This is a genomic window from Sphingomonas sp. Leaf38, from assembly GCF_001421825.1.
GTDB lineage: Bacteria > Pseudomonadota > Alphaproteobacteria > Sphingomonadales > Sphingomonadaceae > Sphingomonas.
Map to the genome: position 1 here is coordinate 250,576 of NZ_LMLD01000012.1, position 21,304 is coordinate 271,879.

Genomic DNA, 21,304 nt, shown 5'->3' on the forward strand with positions numbered 1-21,304 from the left:
CGGGCCGCAGCGCCGCGCGCGCACGCGCCAGCCCCGCCGCCCCGTACAGCCGATCGTTACCGGGCCGCGAAATCCCGTCCGGACCATTGTCGACATCGAGCAGGATCGCGTCCCACTCCCCCTCGCCGATCGCCGTCGCCACGTCGCCCTCGAAGATTCTAGTCCGCGGATCGGTCAGGCTCTCCCCATGCAGCGCCGCCATCGGCCCCTGCGCCCATTCGATCACCGCGGGCACGATCTCCGCCACAGCCACCTCGGCATCAGGCCCCAGCCGCGCGAGCGCCGCGCGCAACGTGAACCCCATGCCCAACCCGCCGATCAGCATCCGCACGCCTGGCCGCGCACCGATCCGGTCGCACGCCTGTTCCGCCAGCGCCTCTTCCGAGCCGCTCAGCCGGCTGTTCATCAGCTCGTTCGCGCCGAGCATGATCGAAAACTCGGCACCCCGCTGGAGCAGCCGAAGCTCGCCCCCGCCCGGGACCTGCGCCGTCCCCAGCAGAACCCGCGGCACCATCAGGCGGACCACGCCGCGATGTCGTCCTGCTCGCCGATCAGGGCCAGCCCGTGCGCGATCGACGTCAGTTCGCCGCCGCTCATGATCGCCGCCTCGCCGAACCGCTCGACGAAGATCCGGCGGATGCGCGGGATCAGCGACGACCCGCCGGTCAGGAACACGCGGTCGATATCGCCCCCACCGACGTTCGCGACCTCGAGCGCACGGTCCACCGCCGCCTCGATCCGCACCACGTCGTCGGCGATCCAGCCCTCGAACTGCGCACGCGTCACGTCCGCCTCGATCTCCAGCCCCGCCCCCGCGAAGTGGAAATGCGCGTCCTCGCCGCTCGACAGCGCGCGCTTGAGCGACCCCACCGCATCGTACAACGGATAGCCCAGCTCATTCTCGATCACCGCGATCATCCGCCCGATCGCGTCCGGATCGACCGCGGTCTTCTGCAACCGCTCCAGCTCGGTCATCGTCTTGCGGTTGCGCATCAGCGCCAGCCTGGACCAGTCCGCGAAGTCGGCGAAATAGGCGCGCGGGATCTCCAGCTCCTTGCCGAACGACTTGTACGCGCCGCCCTTGCCCAGCATCGGCAGCACCAGCCGGTCGAGGATCCGGTAATCGAACCGGTCGCCCGCAATCCCGACGCCCGCATGCCCGAGCGGCGTACACCGCCGCGCCGCGCCCGGCTCGGCCACGCGCACGACCGAGAAATCGCTCGTACCGCCGCCGAAATCCGCCACCAAGATCGTCGCCGGCTCGGTCAGCCGCGTTGCATAGCTGTACGCCGCGCCGAGCGGCTCATAGACATATTGGATCTCCGCGCCGAAGCCCTTGAACATGGCGTCATAGCGCGTCCTTGCCAGCGCCTCGTCGGGCCGCGCCCCCGCATATTCGACCGGCCGCCCGACCACGATCCGGTGCGGCCGCGTGTCGAGCTTGCCGCCCGCATGCGAAATCAGCTTCTCGAGGAACAGCTGCCCCATCTCCTCGAAGCGATAGCGCTTGTCGAAGACCGAGGCCTGCTCGAACGTCTTCATCGCCGCGACCGACTTGAACGACTGGATGAACCGGCTGTCGAGCGGGTATTCCATATATTCGGCGATCGCCCACGGCCCCGCATCCGACGCGAGCCCCTTGCCGCTGTCGTCCTGCCAGAAGCACAGCGCCGAGCGGAACACCGGGCTCGTCTCGGCGGGGGCGGCGAAGCTCACGAGTTCGGGGGCGCCGCCCTTCGTCCCCAAGGCCACGACGCTGTTGGTCGTGCCGAAATCCAGCCCCAAGGCCGGGCCGCCAGCGTCCATCTGCATGCGTCGTCCTTCAATGAACGCGCGCCTATGCCGATGCCGAGGCGGGCATGGCAACCCCGCGCGTGCTCGCCAGCCGGTAAAACGGGTCGTGCCGCGGGCGCCTAGCCGCGCTTCAGCCGGACCAGGGCCGCGTCCAGCGCGGACAGGAAACTCGACCGGTCGCTTTTCGAGAACGGCGCCGGCCCGCCGATCACGTCGCCGCCCGCGCGCAGATCGGCCATGATCGCCCGCGTCGCGATCGCGCCGCCGATCGAGCTGGTGGTGAACGGCTTGCCGGTGTTAGCCAGCACGGTAGCGCCGGCCTTCAGGCAGCGATCGGCGAGCAGGATGTCGGCGGTGATCACCACCGCTTTCGCATCGCTTTGCTCGGCGATCCAGTCGTCGGCGGCATCGAACCCGTCGCTGACGACGACGCGGCTGATCAGCGGATGGACGGGGATGCGGAAATGGCTGTTGGCGACGATCGTGACGGGCACCGCATGGCGCCACGCGACCTTGTAGATCTCGTCTTTGACGGGACACGCGTCGGCGTCGACAAGGATACGCAGCGGGGATGGCAGGTCGGTCATAGTCATCTCACCCCTCTCGTCATCCTGACGAAAGTCAGGACCCAGGATCAAGCAGGACGGCGTTCGTTACTCTGGATCCTGACTTTCGTCAGGATGACGGAGGTAGGGGGGGGCGGCACCAGCGCACCGGGCGCAATCCGCAAAGCCGATCCCCCTCGATCCTCCCCCGCCAGGGGGAGGTGGCAGGCATCAGCCTGACGGAGGGGGAGGCATCCACAACATCCGTTGCGCGTCCTCACCCTCCGTCACCTTCGGCGACACCTCCCCCTTGTGGGGGAGGATCGCGATGGCTCAGCCCCGCTCGCGGTTGCCGCGATACGGCGGCTTGCGGGTCGGAGCCGGACCGCCACGCGGGGCCGCCCGGTGCAGCATCGAGCGCGGACCGCCCGCATTGCTGCGACCGCCGCCGCCGTCATGCCGCGCACCGCTCTCGGGCGCGCCCTGCATCGCCTCGATCGCGACGCCGCTCTCCTCTTCGCCCTGCTGCGCCGTGCGCTGGATCGCCGCCGAGAAGCGCGACGCCACCGCACGCGGGATCTCGAACGCGGTCTCGTTCGGGCCGATGCGGATCGCACCGATCTCGGACTTGGTGATGTGCCCGCGACGGCAGATCAGCGGCAGGATCCAGCGCGGATCGGCGTTCTGGCGACGACCGATATCCATGCGGAACCACACCGTATCCTCGAAGCCTGCGCGCGGACCCTGCGACCGATCGTCGCTGACCGACTGCTTGCTCTGATCGATCAGATCCTCGGCCTGCGGCATCGTCGCGCGGTGCATGTGCACCAGCGCCGCGGCGATATCCTCCGGGGTCTTCTCGGCCATCAGGCGGACGGCGAGGGCGCGATCCTCCTCCTCGACCTCGACCGGCTGCAACAGCATGCCGATCAGCCGCTCGTGATCGTTCTTGCGGATGTCCTCCGCGGTCGGGGCGTTGACCCACTCTGCGTTGATCTTGGCACCGCGCAGCATCATCTCGACGCGACGGCGACGCGGGAACGGCACGATCAGCACGGCGGTGCCCTTCTTGCCCGCACGACCGGTACGACCCGAGCGATGCTGGAGCGTCTCGGCATCGCGCGGCAGCTCGACGTGCACGACGAGGCTGAGCGTCGGCAGATCGATCCCGCGCGCAGCAACGTCGGTCGCGACGCAAACCCGCGCACGACGGTCACGCAGAGCCTGAAGCGCCGCGTTACGCTCGTTCTGCGAATGCTCGCCCGACAGTGCGACGGCGGCAAAGCCACGCTCGACCAGGCTGGCATGCAGATGGCGCACGTTATCGCGAGTCGCGCAGAACAGCATCGCCGTCTCCGCCTCGTGGAAGCGCAGCAGGTTGATCACTGCATGCTCGATCTCGGACGGCGAAACCGTGACGGCCTGGTACGAGATGTCGCCATGACCGCGATCCTCGCCGACGGTCGAGATGCGCAGCGCGTCCTTCTGGTAGCGCTTGGCAAGCGCCACGATCGGCCGCGGCATCGTCGCCGAGAACAACAGCGTACGGCGCTGCTCGGGCGATGCGTCGAGGATCTGCTCGAGATCCTCGCGGAAGCCCATGTCGAGCATCTCGTCGGCCTCGTCGAGCACCGCGACCTTCAAGGCCGACAGGTCGAGCGCGCCACGCTCGAGATGGTCGCGCAGACGGCCAGGCGTCCCGACGACGATGTGCGCGCCGTGTGCGAGCGAACGACGCTCTTTCGAGGCGTCCATGCCGCCGACGCAGGTCGAGATGCGCGCACCGGCCTTGGCATAGAGCCACATCAGCTCGCGGCTGACCTGGAGTGCGAGTTCGCGGGTCGGCGCGATGCAGAGCACGAGCGGCTTGTGGGGGGCGGGCAGGCGCTGGACGCCGTCTTCGCCTGCTTCACCAAGCAGCTCGCCGGCCATCGCCAGGCCGAACGCGACGGTCTTGCCCGAACCGGTCTGCGCCGACACGACGAGATCGCGACCGATCGCATTGTCCTCGATCACGTGCGCCTGCACAGGGGTCAGCGCGGTATAGCCACGCGCGGCGAGCGCCTCGGAAAGAAGCGATGGAATATTTGTAAAAGGCATGTACGTCCTACTTGGTGGCCGGCTTACGCAACGGCAAGGCTCTGGCGTGGTGGTCCCTACAGGACTTGACCCGCGGCCCACCCGCTCGACCATGCCCATTGGAAATTGTAGCCGCCGAGCCACCCTGTGACATCGACCGCTTCGCCGACTGCATACAGCATTGGTACGCGTTTGGCTTGCATTGTTTGCGAGGAGAGTTCCGCGGTGCTGATTCCGCCCGCGGTGACCTCGGCCTTGGCATAGCCCTCCGAGCCATTTGGCGTGAACTGCCAATGGCTTAGCGCGCGTTCGGCGTCCTGGAGCTTGCGATCGGTGAGCGTGGAAATCTCGTTTGCCATGCCCAATCGGTCGCTCAAAGTCTCCGCGAGTCGGTCCGGCAGCGTGTTTGCGAGCAGTTTGCGCAGAGTCGCACGCGGCGTGGTACGCTTGGCGGCGGGCAGCCAGCCGGAGTCGCGGTCGGGCAGAAAGTCGATCCCGATCGGCTGGCCGTTGCGCCAATAGGACGACGCCTGCAGGATCACCGGGCCCGACAGCCCACGGTGCGTGAACAGCGCCGCCTCGCGGAACCTGATCTTGCCGGCGGTCGCGACGACATCCGCGGCGACCCCGGAAAGCTCGCGAAACAGGATTTCGTCGCCGCCCAGCGTCAGCGGCACGAGTGCGGGGCGCGGCTCGACCACCTTCAACCCGAATTGCCGCGCCAGGTCATAGGCGAAGCCGGTCGCGCCCATCTTCGGGATCGATGGCCCGCCGGTCGCGATGACGAGCGCCGGCGCGGTGACGGTGCGGCCGTCGAGCGACACCCGATATCGGCCATCGGCATGCTCGACCGCGGTGACCGCGCGGCCAAGCGACAGATCGACCCGCCCCTTGTCGCACTCGTCGAGCAGCATCTCGACGATCTGCTTGGCGGAGCCGTCGCAGAAGAGCTGGCCCAGCGTCTTCTCGTGCCACGCGATCCCGTAGGAGTTGACGAGCGCGATAAAGTCCTGCGCGGTGTAGCGGCCCAGCGCGGACTTTGCGAAATGCGGATTGGCGGAAATGTAGCGGTCAGCCGCGGTATGGACGTTGGTGAAATTGCACCGCCCGCCGCCGGAGATCAAGATCTTCTTGCCCGCCTGCTCGGCGTGATCGACGAGCAGAATCTTTCGACCACGCTGGCCGGCGACCGCGGCGCACATGAGGCCGGCGGCGCCTGCGCCAAGGATGATCGCGTCGTAGTCGGGAGAGATCGCCAAGACAGATCACCAAAGCTCCCCTTCCGCTTGCGGGAGGGGTCGGGGGAGGGAACGCATCCAGGAGCGAACCGGCGCGTATGCGGCACTGCCCTCCCCTAGCACCTCCCGCAAGCGGAAGGGGAATTTAGGGTAGCGCTTGCTCTCAACGAAAACACCACCCCGGCGAAGGCCGGGGCCCAATTGGGGGACGGGCATGACGCAGGTTGCGCGCCGTTACTACGACCTTTCCAATTGGGCCCTGGCCTCCGCCGGGGTGGTGCATTGGGTCGATTTTCCGTCATCCTGACGAAAGTCAGGATCTAGAGCCATAAGCGGCTACGCTCGTGGCTCTGGATCCTCGATCAAGTCCAGAATGACGTCAGGCGAAAGCCCCTACCGCAACTTAGCGATATTGAGCGAGTCTTCTTTCGCCCTTACCTTTACCGACTCCTCGCTCCGGGTCAGCGCCTTGGCGATCGCCTTCAGCGCCATGCCCTTCTTGGCGAGCGTGTGCAGCTTCTGAATCTCGTCCTGCGTCCACGCCTGACGATGCCGCTCGAATTTCGCTTCAGCCATCAGCCTTCATCCTTGTCGATCGCGAGCACCTCGATCGCATCTGCCTTATCCGCGAACGCGACCTTTTCGCCGACCGCTGCGCCCATCAGCGCGCGCGCTAAAGGCGCCGAGAACGCCAGCCGATCCTCGCCAGGCTCGGCCTCGTCGCCGCCGACGATCGCAATCACCCGCTCGACGCCGTTCATGCGAACCCGGACACGCGACCCGATCCCGACCTCGTCCTCCTCGGGCGACGGCGCGATCTCCGCGGTCGTCTGGCGCGTGTGCCAATAGCGCAGGTCGCGCAGGAGGACCTTGCGAGCCTGCTCGTCGGTTTCTGCCGCAACGGCAGCCTCGATCGCGTCCACCCGCTCGCCGATCAGCGCCAACCCACGCACCGTGACCAGATTGGGCCCCGGCGCGATCGGCTGTTCGAACTTCGGCTCGAGATGTTCCTCGTCGCTCTCCCGGCGAAACGCAACGCTCATGCGATCACTTCAGGCACGCGACGATCCCGGCGATCGCCGCCAGCGTCCCGTCGACATTCCTCACCTTCACGACATCGAGCCCAAGCTGCTCCGCCGGATAGTCGTTCCCGCCCGGGAAGATCGCGTCGCCGATGAACATCATCTTGTCGAGCGCGATGCCGCTCGCCTCGTTAAGCTTCTTGAGGCCATACGCCTTGTCGACGCCTTCGCGCGTGATATCGATCGAGGTCGCGCCGCCCATGTTGATCGACAGCCCCGGCAGGCGCTGGCGCAGATCGGCCTGGATCACCTTGCGCTTGGCGAAGTCGGGATCCCAGCTGTGCTTGGCGTCGATCGGCGCTTCCTGGCCCAGTGCCGAGAAGGTGATCTGGCTGCCGCGATCCTCAATCCGCTCGCCCCAGGTCTGCTCGGGCACGAACCCGGTCGCCTCGAGCGACTCGTCGAACGCGGTCAGGATCTTCTGCTTCTCGTCGTCCTCGAACAGCTCGGCATAGACCGCACGCCATTCGCCATCGAACCGGTACAGCTTGGTCCCCGTCGTCGGCATCAGCCACAGCTTGGTGCGATCGGCGCGCTCGGGCAGACGGCTCGCGACCTGCTTTTCGAACTGCGGCCAGTCGCCACCCGAGATCACCGCGACATGCGCGACGTCGAGCAGGTTCGCCAGCGCCTCGCCCATTGGCTCCTGCAAGGGCTGCTTGCTCTCGGCCAGCGTTCCATCGAGGTCGAAGGCAACCAACTCTTTCATGCGGAAACTCCATTCAGGATAAAGGTATCGATCGCGTGCGCGACGCCGTCAGCATCGTTTGGCGATGTAATCTCGTGCGCGACGTCGCGGACGGTCTGCGGCGCGTTGCCCATCGCGATCGCGAGCTTGGCGCGCTTGAGCATCGCGATGTCGTTCGCCTGATCGCCGATCGCCGCGGTCTGCGTCAAGCTGATGCCGAACGCGTCCGCCAGTTCCTCGATCCCGCTACCCTTGTTGCCCGCAACGGGCGTGATATCGAGATAATAGGTCTGCGACTGGACGATTGTCGCCTGCGTGTCGAACTTCGCCGCAACCTTGGCATGCAGGTCGCGCAGGAGATCCTCGTCGTCGCTGACGAATGTCACCTTGTCCGCCTTGGCAAGCAGATCGGTAAAGTCGGAGACGATCACCGGATCCTGCGCCGACGCCGTGCGCTCGCTGCCGACATGACCGCCCTGGTCGGTGCTGGCGTACCAGATGTCATCTGCGAAAAACCACGTATCGACCGGCGCATCGCCGACGATCTCCATCGCGCCGCGCACGACATCGACGTCGATCATGTGATGCTCGATCACGGTGCCATCGCGCTTGAACACGATCCCGCCGTTGAACGCGCCCATCGGCTCGTCGATGCCGAGCAACTCGGCGATTGGCATCATCCCCGAGCGAGGCCGTGCGCTGATGATCGTGAAGCCGAGGCCCGCCGCCTTGAGCCGCTTAACCGCATCGACGGTCGCGGGGGTGACCTTCTTCTCCTTGTCGACGAGCGTGCCGTCGACATCGGAAACGAGGAGCTTGATCGCCCCGCTCACTTCGCCGCTCACCTCGCCGCTCACTGGGGCATCTCGACATGACCGCCAAAGCCATAGCGCATCGCCGACAACAGCTTGTCGCCGAACGTATGGTCCACCCGGCTACGATAGCGCGCATAGAGCGCGGCGCTCAGCACGTTAGCCGGCACCTTCTCCTCCATCGCCGCGTCGATCGTCCACTGGCCTTCGCCCGAGTCCGCGACGCTGCCGCTGAACCCTTCGAGCGTGCCGTCCTTCGCCAGCGCGATCGCCGACAGATCGAGCAGCCACGACGAGATCACGCTACCGCGACGCCACACTTCGGCGACGTCGGTCAGGTTGATGTCGAAGCGTTCCTCCTCGACGACATGCTCGCCCGACTTGCCCTTGAGGATGTCGAAGCCCTCGGCATAGGCCTGCATCAGGCCGTATTCGATACCGTTATGCACCATCTTGACGAAGTGCCCCGCGCCCGACGGCCCGGCATGGATATAGCCCTGCTCGGCGCGCGGATCGGCCTTGCCCTCGACGCGGCCGGGCGTGCGGACGATCTCGCCCATCCCCGGCGCCAGCGTCGCGAAGATCGGATCGAGCAGGTCGACGGTTTCCTTGTCGCCGCCGATCATCATGCAATAGCCGCGCTCGAGCCCCCACACGCCGCCCGACGTGCCGACGTCGACATAATGGATGCCCTTTTCGGCGAGTTCCTTCGCGCGGCGGACGTCGTCCTTGTAGAAGCTGTTGCCGCCGTCGATGATGATGTCGCCCGCGCTCGCCTTTTCGGCGATCGCCTGCACGGTGCTCTCGGTCGGCGCGCCCGCGGGCACCATCACCCACCAGATCGCCGGGCTCGCAAGCTTGGCGTGCATGTCGTCGAGCGACTCCGCGCCTTCCGCGCCGTCGGCGGCGAGTTTCTTCACCGCCTCCGCATCGCGATCATAGGCGACGACCTCATGGCCATCCTTCATCAACCGGCGCGCGATATTGCCGCCCATCCGGCCGAGGCCGATAAGTCCGATCTTCATAGGGGAAATCCTTGTCTTCTCCCTCTCCCCTCCGGAGAGAGGGTCGGGGTGAGGGGCAGTTCCGGGCGGAGGCGCTCTTGGCAGCCCCCCACCCCGGCCCTCTCCCCACAGGGGAGAGGGGGCAGAAGGCTCACGCCGTCGCGGGCTGCTTCTTGGCGATCGCGCCGAGCAGGTCGTCGAACGCCTTCACGAACGACGCCACGCCCTCTTCGACCAGCGTGCCCGTCACGCCGTCGAGGTCGAGACCCAGCCGCTCGGCTTCCGCCAGCGTGCGCTTGGCACCGTCGACGTCCTGCGTGATCGTCTCCGCCGACGTGCCGTGATCGCGAAACGCGTCCATCGTCTTCGGCGGCATCGTGTTGACCGTGTCCTTGCCGATCAGCGTGTCGATATACAGCGTGTCGGGATAGCTAGGATCCTTGACCCCGGTTGACGCCCACAACAGCCGCTGCGGCTGCGCGCCCTTGGCAGCCAGCGCCTGCCAGCGATCCGACTTGAGGAACTCGAGATACCATTGATACGCCATCTTCGCGTTGGCGATCGCGACCTTGCCGCGCACGGCCTTCAACGCATCCGCCTCGGCGTCGCCCTTTTCGAGCCGCGCATCGATCGCCTTGTCGATCGTCGAATCGATCCGGCTGACGAAGAAGCTCGCGACGCTGGCGATCCGGTCGATCGGCTTGCCCTCGGCAACGCGCTTCTCGAGCCCTGCCGCATACGCCTCGGCGACGCGCACATAGGCCTCGATCGAGAACAGCAGCGTCACGTTGACGTTGATCCCTTCCGAGATCGCGGTCGAGATCGCCGGGCCGCCCGCGAGCGTCCCCGGGATCTTGATCATCAGGTTCGGCCGGTCGACCGCCGCCCACAGCTTCTTCGCCTCGGCGATCGTCGCGTCGGTATCGTCCGAGATGTAGGGCGACACTTCGAGGCTGACATAGCCGTCCTTCGCATCGAGCTTATCGTACACCGGCTTCAGCGTCTCCGCCGCCGCCTTGATGTCCTGGATCGCGAGATGCTCGTACCGGTCGATCGTCGCCGCGCCGGGGTTCTCCTTGTCGAACGTCGCCAGCGTCGAGTCATAGGCGTCGCCATGCCCCATCGCCTTTTCAAAGATCGACGGGTTCGACGTGACGCCGGTCAGGCCATCCTCGTCGACCAGCTTCTGGAGACCACCGGCCTCCAGGAACTTCCGGTCGACGAAATCGAGCCACACCGCCTGGCCGAAGCCTTCGAGATCGTTGAGCGCACCCATCACTTGGTCTCCATAACCTGGCGGGCAACCTTGACGACATTGTCGACGGTGAACCCGAACTTGTCCTGCAGTTTGGCGAGCGGTGCCGAGGCACCGAAGGTCGACATCGTCACGGTCGCGCCGTCGAGACCGACATAGCGGTCCCAGCCGATCGACCCGGCCATCTCGATCGCGACACGCGCACGCACGGCACGCGGCAACACGCTTTCCTTGTACGCCGCGTCCTGCAGTTCGTAGCGATACCAGCTCGGCATCGACACGACCCGGCTCTTCACGCCGTCCGCGGTCAGCTTTTCGTGCGCCTCGATCGCCAGCGACACTTCGCTGCCCGTCGCGATCAGGATCACGTCGGGGGTGCCATCGCTGTCGGCCAGCACATAGCCGCCCTGCTCGACACCATCGGCGCTCGCATATTTCGTCCGATCCAGCGTCGGCAGCGCCTGGCGCGAGAGGATCAGCGCGGCCGGCGTGCTCGCGTCCTTCAGAACCGCCTTCCAGGCCGCCGCAACCTCGTTCGCATCACCGGGACGCAGCGTGTCGAGACCCGGCACCGCGCGCAGCGTCGCCAGATGCTCGATCGGCTGGTGCGTCGGGCCATCCTCGCCAACGCCGATCGAATCATGCGTGAACACCCAGACCGCGCCGACTTCCATGATCGCCGACAGGCGCACCGGTGCGCGCATGTAATCGACGAACACCAGGAAGGTGGAGCCGTAGGACCGCAGATGCGACAGCGCCATGCCGTTGACGATCGCGCCCATGCCATGTTCGCGAATGCCGAAATGGAAGTTCCGGCCGCCGTAATTTGCCGCCTCGAACGAGGGCTGGCCCTTGATGTCGGTCTTGGTCGACGGCGCGAGATCGGCCGACCCGCCAATCAGCCACGGCACCTTTGCGGCAATGGCGTTAAGCACCTTGCCGCCCGAATCACGGCTGGCGAGACCCTTGGGATCCGCCTCGAACACGGGGATGTCCGCATCCCAGCCCTCGGGCAGCTCGTCTTTGAGCATCATGTCGAGCTCGGCCGACAGCTCGGGATGCGCATCGCGATACTTGTCGGTCAGCGCGACCCACTCGTCACGCAGCTTGGCGCCACGCTCGGCGATCGCACCGTTGAAATGCTCGATCACGCCATCGGGCACGTAGAACGACTTGTCCTCGGGCCAACCGTAAGCCTGCTTGGTGAGACGGATATTCTCCTCGCCCAGCGGCTCGCCGTGGGCCTTCTCGCTGCCCGCCTTGGGGCTGCCGTAACCGATCACCGAATGCACGACGATGAAGGTCGGCTTGTCGGTGGTCGCCTTGAACGTCTCGATCGCACGGCTGAGGGCCGCGGTGTCGTTAGCATCGTCGATATGGATGACGTTCCAGCCATAGGCGTCGAAACGAAGCCCGACATCCTCGTCGAACGCGAGATCGGTCGCGCCCTCGATCGAGATATGGTTGCTGTCGTAGATCCAGCACAGGTTGCTGAGCTTCAGATGGCCGGCAAGACTTGCCGCCTCGGCCGAGACGCCCTCCATCATGTCGCCGTCGCCGCACAGCGTGTAGACGTCATGGTCGAACAGCGTGAAGCCGTCCTTGTTGTAGCGCGCCGCGAGCCAGCGCTCGGCGATCGCCATGCCGACCGAATTGCCGCAGCCCTGGCCGAGCGGCCCGGTCGTGGTCTCGACGCCCGTCGTGTGGCGATATTCGGGGTGGCCCGGAGTCTTCGACGACAGCTGGCGGAACTGCTCGATATCGGCGAGGCTGACAGCCTCCTTGCCGGTCTTGTTGCCCTCGGCGTCGATCTCTTCGATCTTGGCGAGGTGGATCAGCGAATAGAGCAGCATCGACGCATGCCCGACCGACAGCACGAACCGGTCGCGGTTGGGCCAGTCGGCGTGCTTGGGATCGTAGCGCAGGAATTTCGACCAGAGCGTATAGCCGACCGGCGCCAGCGCCATCGGCGTGCCCGGATGGCCCGAATTGGCCTTCTGCACCGCGTCCATCGACAGGGTACGGATCGTATCGATCGCCAGACGCTCGGGCGAGCCATCCTCGTGCAGCATGGGGTCCGCCTTGGGGGCGACGGTTGCGGTATCGGTCATGAAAGAAAGCCTCGCTCTAGACTGACCGAACGCCGCGCATCCGATCTGGTTGCCAAGATAGGGAGCCTTTAGGCGGATGCACCCGAGCGTTCCAGTCGCGTAACGACGCCGTTCGTTGCGATATACGCCGCATCGACCTCGTCGAGGAACAGACCGTGGCCCAGAATCCCGGGGATTGCGGCGAGCGTGACGGCGGTAGCGCGGGGGTCTTCGATCGTGGCGAAGTGGCAGTCGACGACCAAATTACCTTGATCCGTCCGATACTTGTCGCGGATCACCGGCGCCGCTCCTAGCTCGGTCAGTGCACGCATCACGAAGGTCAAGGCGAACGGCAGCACCTCGACCGGGAGCTTGGCCGCGCCGATCCGGTCGACCTGCTTGGACCCATCGGCGATCACGATCATCCGTGCCGAGCTTGCGGCAACGATCTTCTCGCGCAACATCGCGCCCCCCGCCCCCTTGATCGCAAAACATCGCGCGTCGATCTCGTCGGCGCCGTCGATCGTCAGGTCGACGCGCGCGATGTCCGCAAAATCGAGGACGTCGATTCCCACGTCGCGCGCGAGCTTGCCGCTGGCGTCGGAGGTAACGACCGCACGGACCACCAAACCCATCGTCACCCGCTCGCCCAGCGCCCGGATCGCGAACGCGGCGGTCGACCCGGTGCCAAGCCCGACGAGCATCCCGTCCCGAACTTCCGCCACGGCAGCAACCGCGGCTGCCTTCTTGTCGTCATCGATCATAGCGCCCCCCAATCCGTCATGCCGGGCACGTTCCGGCATCACGCTTCAACACATCCGAGAGGATTTAGTTTGCGGGACCCGCGGACGAAGCACCACCCCGGCGAAGGCCGGGGCCCATTGGGGGGACTTCGCTGACGGAGCGCAGTCCGCCGTTACTACGACCTTTCCATTTGGACCCCGGCCTCCGCCGGGGTGGTGCCGTAATGGTGCGGACTCGCCACTGGTCTCCCGCGAAGGCGGGAGCCCAGTCTGGATCCCCGCCTTCGCGGGGAATCACGTCTGGACGTCCCCCGGCTGCTACGGCACAGAATACCCCCACCCAGCAAACCAGGTTACTCTTTCTTCCCTATTTCTCACGCCTGCTTTTCAACTGACATACTTCTGGTACATCCTCGTGGTTTAGCCCGACATACACCTGATCGCGGATACCAAACTTGATAGCCAAACGATTTTCTGCGCGCCGGTCCGCCGTTCTGCTCGTCCCCGCGCTGGCGCTCGCAGCCTGTTCCGGCGGCGACGACAAGGCCCAGGGCAAGGCCGGTCGTGCCGGCCAGCCCGGCCAGGGCACGCCGACCGTCGGCTATGTCGTCGTCCAGCCGACAAGCGTCGCGATGACCACCGAGCTGAGCGGGCGCACGACCGCGTTCGAAAGCTCGGACGTCCGCCCGCAGGTCACCGGCATCATCCGCCGCCGCTTCTTCACCGAGGGTACGCTCGTCAAGAAGGGCCAGCCGCTCTACGAGATCGATCAGCGCCTCTACCGCGCCGCCGCCAACGAGGCGCAGGCGAACCTGCAGAGCGCACAGGCGAACCAGCAGGCGCAGAGGGTGCTCGCGGACCGCTACAAGCCGCTCGCCGAGATGGAGGCGATCAGCAAGCAGGATTACACCAACGCCGTTGCGACCTCGCGCCAGGCCACCGCCTCGGTCGCACAGACCCGCGCCGCGCTCGAAACCGCACGGATCAACCTGAAGTTCACGACGGTCCCCGCGCCGATCACCGGTCGCATCGGCCGCTCGCTGTTCACCGTCGGCGCGCTGGTCTCCGCGACGCAGACCGACCCGCTCGCGCAGATCCAGCGGCTCGATCCGATGTTCGTCGACATCCAGCAATCCTCCGGCGACCTGCTCGCGCTGCGGCGTTCGCTCGGCCAGAACGGCATCGTACCGACCCGCGCCGAAGTCCGCCTCACGCTTGAAGACGGCAGCGAGTACGGCGCCACCGGCACCGTCGAATTCGCCGAGGCGCTGGTCAATACAGAGACCGGCACCGTGACCCTGCGCGCGCGCTTCCCCAATCGCGAAGGACTGCTGCTGCCCGGCATGTTCGTCCAGGCGAAGTTCGCGCAGGCAATCAACCAGCGCGCGTTCCTCGTGCCGCAGGCTGGCCTGTCGCGCGACGCCAAGGGCAATGCGACGGTCTATGTGATCGATGCCAACAACAAGGCGGTGCAGAAGACGGTCAAGGCGGACCGGACGCAAGGCGCCTTCTGGGTGGTCACCAGCGGGCTCAACCCCGGCGACCGTATCGTGACGCAAGGCCTGTCGAAGATCGCGCCGGGCCAGGGCGTGAAGCCGGTCCCCGAAAACACCGCGCAAAAGATCGAAGCGCCCAAGGATGATGGCTCGGGCGAGTCCTCCGGTGGCCAGTCCAGCCAGAAAAAGGGCGGCTAAGCCCTTATGTTGTCCCGTGTATTCATCGACCGCCCGATCTTCGCCTGGGTGCTCGCGATCATCGTGATGCTCGGCGGCATCGGTGCGATCATGGCATTGCCGATCGCGCAATATCCCGACGTCGCGCCGCCGCAGGTCTCGATCCGGGCCAGCTTCCCCGGCGCCAACGCGCAGACGATCCAGAACAGCGTCACGCAGGTCGTCGAGCAATCGCTGACCGGCATCGACGGACTGATCTATTTCAGCTCGTCCTCGTCGTCGCGCGGCTCGGTGTCGATCACGGTCACGTTCGAGAAGGGCACCGATCCCGACATCGCGCAGGTCCAGGTCCAGAACCAGGTCCAGCAGACGATCTCCCGCCTGCCGCAACAGGTCCAGCAACAGGGCCTCGTCGTCCGCAAGTCGAACCCGGACAACCTCCTGATCGTCGGCGTCTATGACGAGACCGACAAGCTGACCAACCAGGACGTGTCGGACTATCTCGTCTCGAACCTGCAGGACCCGCTCGGCCGCATTCCGGGCATCGGCGACAGCAACGTCTTCGGCGCGCAATATGCGATGCGGATCTGGCTCGATCCGAACAAGCTGGCGAGCTTCCAGCTGATCCCGAGTGACGTCACGACCGCGATCCAGTCGCAGAACACCGAGGTCGCCGCGGGCGAACTCGGCGGTCAGCCCCAGCCCGATACGCAGATGCTCAACGCGACCGTCACCGCACAGTCGCGCCTGCAGACACCCGAGCAGTTCGCCAACATCATCCTGAAGACGACGAACGACGGCGCCACCGTGAAGCTGCGCGACGTCGCCCGGATCGAGCTGGGTGCGGAGAATTACAACGCACGCAGCCGCATCAACGCGCATCCCGGCGCCGGCATCGCCGTGCTGCTCGCGCCCGGCGCCGACGCGCTGAAGACTGCCGAACTGGTCAAGGCCTATGTCAACGACGCGGCGAAGCGGTTCCCGCCCGGCCTGAAATTCGCCTATGCCAACGACACGACGAACTTCATCAAGCTGTCGATCGACGAGGTCATCAAGACGCTGATCGAGGCCGTCATCCTCGTCGTGATCGTGATGTTCGTGTTCCTGCAAAGCTGGCGCGCGACGCTGATCCCGACGATCGCCGTTCCGGTCGTGCTGCTCGGCACGTTCGGCGTATTCTATCTCGCCGGCTTCTCGATCAACACGCTGACGCTGTTCGGCCTCGTGCTCGCGATCGGTCTTCTCGTCGACGATGCGATCGTCGTCGTCGAGAATGTCGAGCGCCTGATGGAGGAAAATCCCGACCTTTCGCCGCGCGAGGCGACGATCGAGTCGATGAACGAGATTACTGTCGCGCTCGTGGCGATCGCACTCGTCCTGTCGGCGGTGTTCCTGCCGATGGCGTTCTTTGGCGGATCAACCGGCGTGATCTACCGCCAGTTCTCGCTGACGATGGTCTCGGCGATGGTGCTGTCGGTGCTGGTCGCGCTGATCCTGAGCCCCGCGCTGACCGCGACCTTGCTCAAGCAGAAGAAGAAGGACGCCGAGGGCAAGTCCGAGCAGAGCTGGGGCGAGCGCAAATTCCCGAAGGTGTCGCATTTCTTCACGCGAGCGGGCGACAAGTTCAATTCGACGTTCGAAAAGGGTACGCAGAAATATACCCGTGGGGTGCAGTCGGTGATCGACCGCAAATGGCTGTTCCTGCTGATCTACGCGGGGACCGTGGCCTTGCTGGCGGTGCTGTTTCTGCGGTTGCCGACGGGCTTCCTCCCGACCGAGGACCAGGGCACCGGGATCGTTCAGTTCCAGCTTCCCGCCGGCGCGACGCAGGGCCGTACCTTCGCGCTGCAAAAGCAGATCGAGCAATATTACCTGACCAACGAGAAGGCGAACGTCGGCACGATGTTCACCGTCAGCGGCGGCGGCGGCGGCGGTGCGAGCGGCCAGAACACCGGCCAGGGCTTCATCTCGTTCGCGCCCTGGGACGAACGCAAGGGCAAGGAGAATACCGCCGACGCGATCACCGGTCGCGCGTCGAAGGCGTTCGCAAACTTCCGCGACGCTCAGGTTTATTCGCTCGTTCCGCCCGCAATCCGCGGCCTTGGCTCGTCGAACGGCTTCACGATGCAGCTGCAGAACAGCGGCAGCCTCAGCCAGACCCAGTTCAACGCCGCCCGCGACAAGCTGCTCGCGCTCGCCCGCGCAGATTCCTCGCTGACCGCGATCCGCCTCACCGAACTGCCTGACGTCGCCACGCTCCGCGTCGAGGCCGATCAGCAGAAGCTGTCGGCGCTCGGACTCACGCAGACGAACGTGAACTCGACGCTGTCGACGGCATGGGGCGGGCAATATGTGAACGACTTCATCGACCGCGGCCGCGTCAAGCGCGTCTATGTCCAGGGCGATGCGCAGTTCCGCTCGCAACCGTCCGATCTCAGCCAGTGGTTCGTCCGCGGCTCGAACGGCCAGATGGCGCCATTCTCGTCGTTCGCCAAGACGAGCTGGGGCCAGGCACCGACGACGCTGTCGCGCTTCAACGGCATTTCCTCCTACGAGATCCAGGGCTCGGGCGCGCCCGGCGTCAGCTCGGGCGACGCGATGGAGAAGATCGCCGAGCTCGCGGGCAAGATCCCCGGCACGTCGGTCGCATGGTCGGGCCTGTCCTATCAGGAGCGCCTGTCGTCGGGCCAGGCGCCGTACCTGTACGCGCTGTCACTGCTCGTCGTGTTCCTGTGCCTCGCCGCGCTTTACGAAAGCTGGACGATCCCGATCGCGGTGCTGCTCGTCATTCCGCTCGGCCTCGTCGGCGCGATCCTCGCGGTGACGCTGCGCGGGCTGATCAACGACGTGTATCTCCAGATCGGCCTGCTCACGACGATGGGGCTCGCCGCGAAGAACGCGATCCTGATGATCGAGTTCGCCGAGCAGGAGGAGAAGAAAGGCAAGCGCGTCATCGAGGCGGCACTGTCCGCAGCGAAGATCCGTCTGCGTCCGATCTTGATGACGTCGTTCGCGTTCATCCTCGGCGTGCTCCCGCTGGCCCTCTCGACCGGTGCGGGCGCGAACAGCCGCATCGCGATCGGCACCGCCGTGGTCGGCGGCATGCTGACCGCGACGATCCTCGCGATTTTCTACATCCCGCTGTTCTTCGTCCTCGTCCGCCGCGGCGCCCGCGACGGCATCGCCAAGCTGCGTGGTCGCCCGACCGGTCATCAGGGCGGGCACCACGATAGCGACGGCGACCGCCACGAACCGCTGGGTCCGCCCGAACCACAGGGCCCTCACCGGCCGGAGCCCGCATGATGCGTCCGCTAGTCCTGATCCTCGCCGCCTCGACCGCGCTCGCCGGCTGCTCGCTCGCGCCCAAATATGCGCGCACCGAACTCCCGGTGCCGCCATCGCTCCCGATCGGCGACGCGTATCTGCGCCAGTCCGAGGCGACGCTGCCCGCGATCACCTATCGCGACGTGTTCCGCGACCCGCGGCTCCAGCAGATTATCGTTCAGGCGCTGGCGAACAACCGCGATCTCCGCGTCGCCGCCGCCAACATCGCCGCCACGCGCGCGCAATACCGGATCCAGCGCGGCGACCTGTTGCCGCAGGTCGATGCGAGCGGTCGCTACACCTATTCGGACGGTGGCAACGGCACGCGCAACACTGTCACCAGCGGCACCGGAACGGGCGGCAATACCGGCACCGGCACCGGCACTGGTACGGGTGGGACGGGCACGGGCGCCGGGGGCACCGGGGGCACCGGGGGCACCGGGGGCACCGGATCGGTGGTCAGCTCATCGAACTCGAACAGCGCCTTCTCGGTTGACCTCGGCACGACCGCGTTCGAACTCGATCTGTTCGGCCGGATCCGCTCACTCACCAGCGCCGCGCTCGACCGCTATTTCGCGACCGAAGCCGCCGCACGCGCGACGCGCCTGACGCTCGTCGGCGACATTGCCGATGCGTGGCTGACCTACGCGTCCGACCAAAGCTTGCTCAAGATCGCGCAGGACACGGTCGCCAGTTCGCAACGCAGCGTCACGCTGACCAACGCGCGACTACGCGGCGGCGTCGCGCCGCGTACCGATCTGCGCCAGGCGCAACAGATCCTGTTCACCGCGCAGTCCGACCTCGCGCAACAGCGCACCGCGCTCGCGCAGGACGTCAACGCATTGCAACTCCTCGTCGGCGCACCCGTCGACATACGCCTGTTGCCAACCTCGATCGAGCAGACGTTGCCGACCATCGCCACGCTGCCGGCCGGGCTGGACAGCAGCATACTCCTGCGCCGGCCCGACGTGGTCGAATCGGAATATGAACTGCGCGCGACCAACGCCGAGATCGGGGCAGCACGCGCCGAACTCTTCCCGAGGATCTCGCTGACCGGCATCCTTGGATTCGCCAGCACATCGCTCACCTCGCTCTTCAGCGGCGGTGCGTTCAACTATTCGGTCGCGCCCTCGGTCAGCTACCCGATCTTCCGCGCCGGTGCCGGGATCGCCGGTGTCGCCTATTCGAAGGCGCAACGCGACGCCGCACTCGCCACCTACGAAAAGACCATCCAGACCGCGTTCCAGGAAACCGCCGACGCGCTGGCGCGCCAGGGCACGATCGCCGATCAGCTCAAGGCAAACCAGGACTTCTCCGCCGCGGCGCAGGACACCTACCGGCTGACCGACGCACGCTATCGCGGCGGCATCGACACGTTCCTCAACTCTCTCGACGCCCAGCGCTCGCTCTATACCGCGCAACGCAATCTGGTGGCGACCCAATTGATCGGCGCGAGCAACCGGGTGACGCTGTACCGCGTGCTCGGCGGTGACTCGACGCTCGAAGCGACCGCCAACGGTCCGCAACCCGTGACGATGAGCGGCGCGCCGCGACCAGAAACCAACTGACGCGCCGCGTCGTCGGCACGCCGTTTGTTCCCACGTCTTAACGCCTCCCTTCCGTCATCCTGGCTTTCACCAAGATGACGGAAGGGGGTGCAAAACTATGCACCCCCAAAAACCATCACGGGGGCAGCGGCGCATCGCCTCACCCAGTCGGGCTAGCGGCATCCACGAGATCGGGGGTCTTGACCGGCGACAGCGTCTGCGCCTGCTCCGCCGAAATTCGACGCGAGCGCACGAATGGCGGTAATGTCACCGGGGCACGCATCTTCAGCGACTCCAGCACGCCCTCGATCACGCGCAGATCAGCAAGCCCCTCCTCCGCATCGGGCTCGGGACCGCGGTCTTCGAGGATGCAGTCGGAGAAATAGCGCATCTCGCCGCCGAACTGGTCGGTCGGCTTGAAGCTCTCATGGCTCTTCTTCTCGCCGATGGTCACGCGCTGCTCCATCGCATCACCAAAGCCATAGGCCGGGTCCATGTGGATGCTGCCCTTGGTGCCCGCGATCGTCAGACTGTCGACATTGTTGGCGGCATAGGAGACGGTGAACTGCGCGAGACGGTTGCCGGGAAAGCGCAACGTCACCGCGAACGTATCGTCGAGATCGCCCAGCCCCAGATCGGGATGTCGCGTCGCGACTGCCGAGACCACTTCGGTCGGCTCGGCGCCGAACAGATAGCGCGTGGCGTTAATCGGATACGGCGCCATGTCGAACAACGGCCCGGCCAGCACGCCGTTCTTCACGCGGTGATTGGCGGGATCGACCTTCTGCGTGAAGCATGACGTGAAGGCGATCAGTTCACCCAGCTCGCCGCTCCGGATCCGCTCGATCGCCGCAAGCGTCGACGGCTCGAAATGCAGCCGGTACGCGGTCATCAGCTTGGCCGTCGACGCGCGCTCGGCATCGCGGATCGCCTCGGCCTTCTCGACCGAAATCTCGAGCGGCTTCTCGGACAGCACATGGATGCCCGCCTTCAGCGCGGGGATCGCGAACTCGGCATGCCGCCAGTTCGGCGTCCCCAGATAGACCGCATCGATAGTGCCCGAGGCAAGCAGCTGGTCGAACTGGTCGTAGCGATAGGTCGCCTCTACACCGTATTTCTTGCCCAGGTCGCGCGCCTTGACCGGATCGTCGGTGACGAGCGCGGTAATCTCCGAATTGCCGGTATGCGCGACGCCGGGCATCATCGACGCCTGCGAGATATCGCCGAGCCCGACGATCGCATAGCGGACCTTCTTCTTGCCCAACCCTAGGGCGGACGTGATCGTTGAAACTGCGCTCATGGGAAATGCCTCGCTGAGGGGTTTGCGTGTTGAACGCGGCAAGGCGGATAGTTTTCCCCCGGTGACGACGGAATCGGTCGAAGCGAACCCGACGCGACGACTCGAGCACAGCGCGAACCCCTTGTTTACG

At 65.9% G+C, this 21,304-nt stretch carries 17 protein-coding genes; 3 read left to right on the forward strand and 14 right to left on the reverse strand.

The genetic code is table 11. From position 1 onward, the window contains the following. The 13 genes from ASE88_RS16720 to rpiA form a co-directional block, all read right to left on the reverse strand. On the reverse strand, window positions 1-514 hold a 514-nt coding region (locus ASE88_RS16720), incomplete at its 3' end, for a hypothetical protein (protein WP_414894012.1). Further along, window positions 514-1,806, reverse strand: a complete 1,293-nt coding sequence (locus ASE88_RS16725; protein ID WP_056480384.1) for an Hsp70 family protein — start codon at window positions 1,804-1,806, stop codon at window positions 514-516. The genes ASE88_RS16720 and ASE88_RS16725, both read right to left, overlap by 1 nt. 107 nt (window positions 1,807-1,913) lie before the next feature. After that, on the reverse strand, window positions 1,914-2,387 hold the full coding sequence (locus tag ASE88_RS16730) for a YaiI/YqxD family protein (RefSeq protein WP_055881378.1): 474 nt from the start codon (window positions 2,385-2,387) through the stop codon (window positions 1,914-1,916). A gap of 285 nt (window positions 2,388-2,672) precedes the next feature. Then, the gene (locus tag ASE88_RS16735) at window positions 2,673-4,439 is read right to left on the reverse strand and encodes a DEAD/DEAH box helicase (RefSeq protein WP_056480063.1); all 1,767 of its coding nucleotides are present in this window, start codon (window positions 4,437-4,439) and stop codon (window positions 2,673-2,675) included. A gap of 56 nt (window positions 4,440-4,495) precedes the next feature. Next, window positions 4,496-5,677 carry an NAD(P)/FAD-dependent oxidoreductase gene (locus tag ASE88_RS16740; RefSeq protein ID WP_056480066.1) on the reverse strand — a complete coding sequence of 394 codons (1,182 nt, stop codon included), beginning with the start codon at window positions 5,675-5,677 and terminating at the stop codon, window positions 4,496-4,498. A gap of 372 nt (window positions 5,678-6,049) precedes the next feature. Further along, a complete protein-coding gene (locus tag ASE88_RS16745; RefSeq protein WP_055881387.1) occupies window positions 6,050-6,232 on the reverse strand; it encodes a hypothetical protein in 183 nt (60 codons plus the stop codon). Then, window positions 6,232-6,699 (reverse strand): GreA/GreB family elongation factor, encoded by a 468-nt coding sequence (locus ASE88_RS16750; RefSeq protein WP_056480069.1) that lies wholly within the window; start codon window positions 6,697-6,699, stop codon window positions 6,232-6,234. Before ASE88_RS16750 ends, ASE88_RS16745 begins: the two co-directional genes overlap by 1 nt. 4 nt (window positions 6,700-6,703) lie before the next feature. Next, window positions 6,704-7,447 (reverse strand): HAD-IIB family hydrolase, encoded by a 744-nt coding sequence (locus tag ASE88_RS16755; protein WP_055881392.1) that lies wholly within the window; start codon window positions 7,445-7,447, stop codon window positions 6,704-6,706. Next, on the reverse strand, window positions 7,444-8,283 hold the full coding sequence (locus ASE88_RS16760; RefSeq protein ID WP_156357075.1) for an HAD family hydrolase: 840 nt from the start codon (window positions 8,281-8,283) through the stop codon (window positions 7,444-7,446). The genes ASE88_RS16755 and ASE88_RS16760 overlap by 4 nt, the downstream gene beginning before the upstream one ends. Next, window positions 8,280-9,272, reverse strand: coding sequence for a phosphogluconate dehydrogenase (NAD(+)-dependent, decarboxylating) (gnd, locus tag ASE88_RS16765; RefSeq protein ID WP_268795106.1), 993 nt, complete (start codon window positions 9,270-9,272; stop codon window positions 8,280-8,282). The genes ASE88_RS16760 and gnd overlap by 4 nt, the downstream gene beginning before the upstream one ends. 121 nt (window positions 9,273-9,393) lie before the next feature. Then, a complete protein-coding gene (gene tal, locus ASE88_RS16770) occupies window positions 9,394-10,518 on the reverse strand; it encodes a transaldolase (protein WP_055881398.1) in 1,125 nt (374 codons plus the stop codon). Then, complete coding sequence (gene tkt / locus ASE88_RS16775) at window positions 10,518-12,608, reverse strand: transketolase (protein ID WP_056480072.1); 2,091 nt, start codon at window positions 12,606-12,608, stop codon at window positions 10,518-10,520. The genes tal and tkt overlap by 1 nt, the downstream gene beginning before the upstream one ends. A gap of 68 nt (window positions 12,609-12,676) precedes the next feature. Continuing rightward, window positions 12,677-13,351, reverse strand: a complete 675-nt coding sequence (gene rpiA / locus ASE88_RS16780) for a ribose-5-phosphate isomerase RpiA (protein WP_055881404.1) — start codon at window positions 13,349-13,351, stop codon at window positions 12,677-12,679. Between the two features lie 437 nt (window positions 13,352-13,788). Here rpiA and ASE88_RS16785 point away from each other — a divergent pair, with 437 nt between their 5' ends. From ASE88_RS16785 to ASE88_RS16795, 3 genes are read left to right on the forward strand one after another with little or no spacing between them, the layout of a single operon-like run. Next, a complete protein-coding gene (locus ASE88_RS16785; RefSeq protein WP_056480387.1) occupies window positions 13,789-15,024 on the forward strand; it encodes an efflux RND transporter periplasmic adaptor subunit in 1,236 nt (411 codons plus the stop codon). Window positions 15,025-15,030: 6 nt separating this feature from the next. Beyond that, a complete protein-coding gene (locus ASE88_RS16790; RefSeq protein WP_056480075.1) occupies window positions 15,031-18,306 on the forward strand; it encodes a multidrug efflux RND transporter permease subunit in 3,276 nt (1,091 codons plus the stop codon). Then, window positions 18,303-19,895 carry an efflux transporter outer membrane subunit gene (locus ASE88_RS16795; RefSeq protein WP_056480077.1) on the forward strand — a complete coding sequence of 531 codons (1,593 nt, stop codon included), beginning with the start codon at window positions 18,303-18,305 and terminating at the stop codon, window positions 19,893-19,895. The genes ASE88_RS16790 and ASE88_RS16795 overlap by 4 nt, the downstream gene beginning before the upstream one ends. Before the next feature lie 139 nt (window positions 19,896-20,034). Here ASE88_RS16795 and ASE88_RS16800 read toward each other — a convergent pair whose 3' ends face one another. Then, window positions 20,035-21,174 (reverse strand): Gfo/Idh/MocA family protein, encoded by a 1,140-nt coding sequence (locus tag ASE88_RS16800; RefSeq protein WP_056480079.1) that lies wholly within the window; start codon window positions 21,172-21,174, stop codon window positions 20,035-20,037. Between the last annotated feature and the right edge of the window lie 130 nt (window positions 21,175-21,304).

Coding starts and splice junctions, on each gene's coding strand:
- ASE88_RS16725 (WP_056480384.1), bottom strand. CDS start 1,806: ATGGACGCTGGCGGCCCGGCCTTGGGGCTGGATTTCGGCACGACCAAC.
- ASE88_RS16730 (WP_055881378.1), bottom strand. CDS start 2,387: ATGACTATGACCGACCTGCCATCCCCGCTGCGTATCCTTGTCGACGCC.
- ASE88_RS16735 (WP_056480063.1), bottom strand. CDS start 4,439: ATGCCTTTTACAAATATTCCATCGCTTCTTTCCGAGGCGCTCGCCGCG.
- ASE88_RS16745 (WP_055881387.1), bottom strand. CDS start 6,232: ATGGCTGAAGCGAAATTCGAGCGGCATCGTCAGGCGTGGACGCAGGAC.
- ASE88_RS16750 (WP_056480069.1), bottom strand. CDS start 6,699: ATGAGCGTTGCGTTTCGCCGGGAGAGCGACGAGGAACATCTCGAGCCG.
- ASE88_RS16755 (WP_055881392.1), bottom strand. CDS start 7,447: ATGAAAGAGTTGGTTGCCTTCGACCTCGATGGAACGCTGGCCGAGAGC.
- tal (WP_055881398.1), bottom strand. CDS start 10,518: ATGGGTGCGCTCAACGATCTCGAAGGCTTCGGCCAGGCGGTGTGGCTC.
- tkt (WP_056480072.1), bottom strand. CDS start 12,608: ATGACCGATACCGCAACCGTCGCCCCCAAGGCGGACCCCATGCTGCAC.
- rpiA (WP_055881404.1), bottom strand. CDS start 13,351: ATGATCGATGACGACAAGAAGGCAGCCGCGGTTGCTGCCGTGGCGGAA.
- ASE88_RS16790 (WP_056480075.1), top strand. CDS start 15,031: ATGTTGTCCCGTGTATTCATCGACCGCCCGATCTTCGCCTGGGTGCTC.
- ASE88_RS16795 (WP_056480077.1), top strand. CDS start 18,303: ATGATGCGTCCGCTAGTCCTGATCCTCGCCGCCTCGACCGCGCTCGCC.
- ASE88_RS16800 (WP_056480079.1), bottom strand. CDS start 21,174: ATGAGCGCAGTTTCAACGATCACGTCCGCCCTAGGGTTGGGCAAGAAG.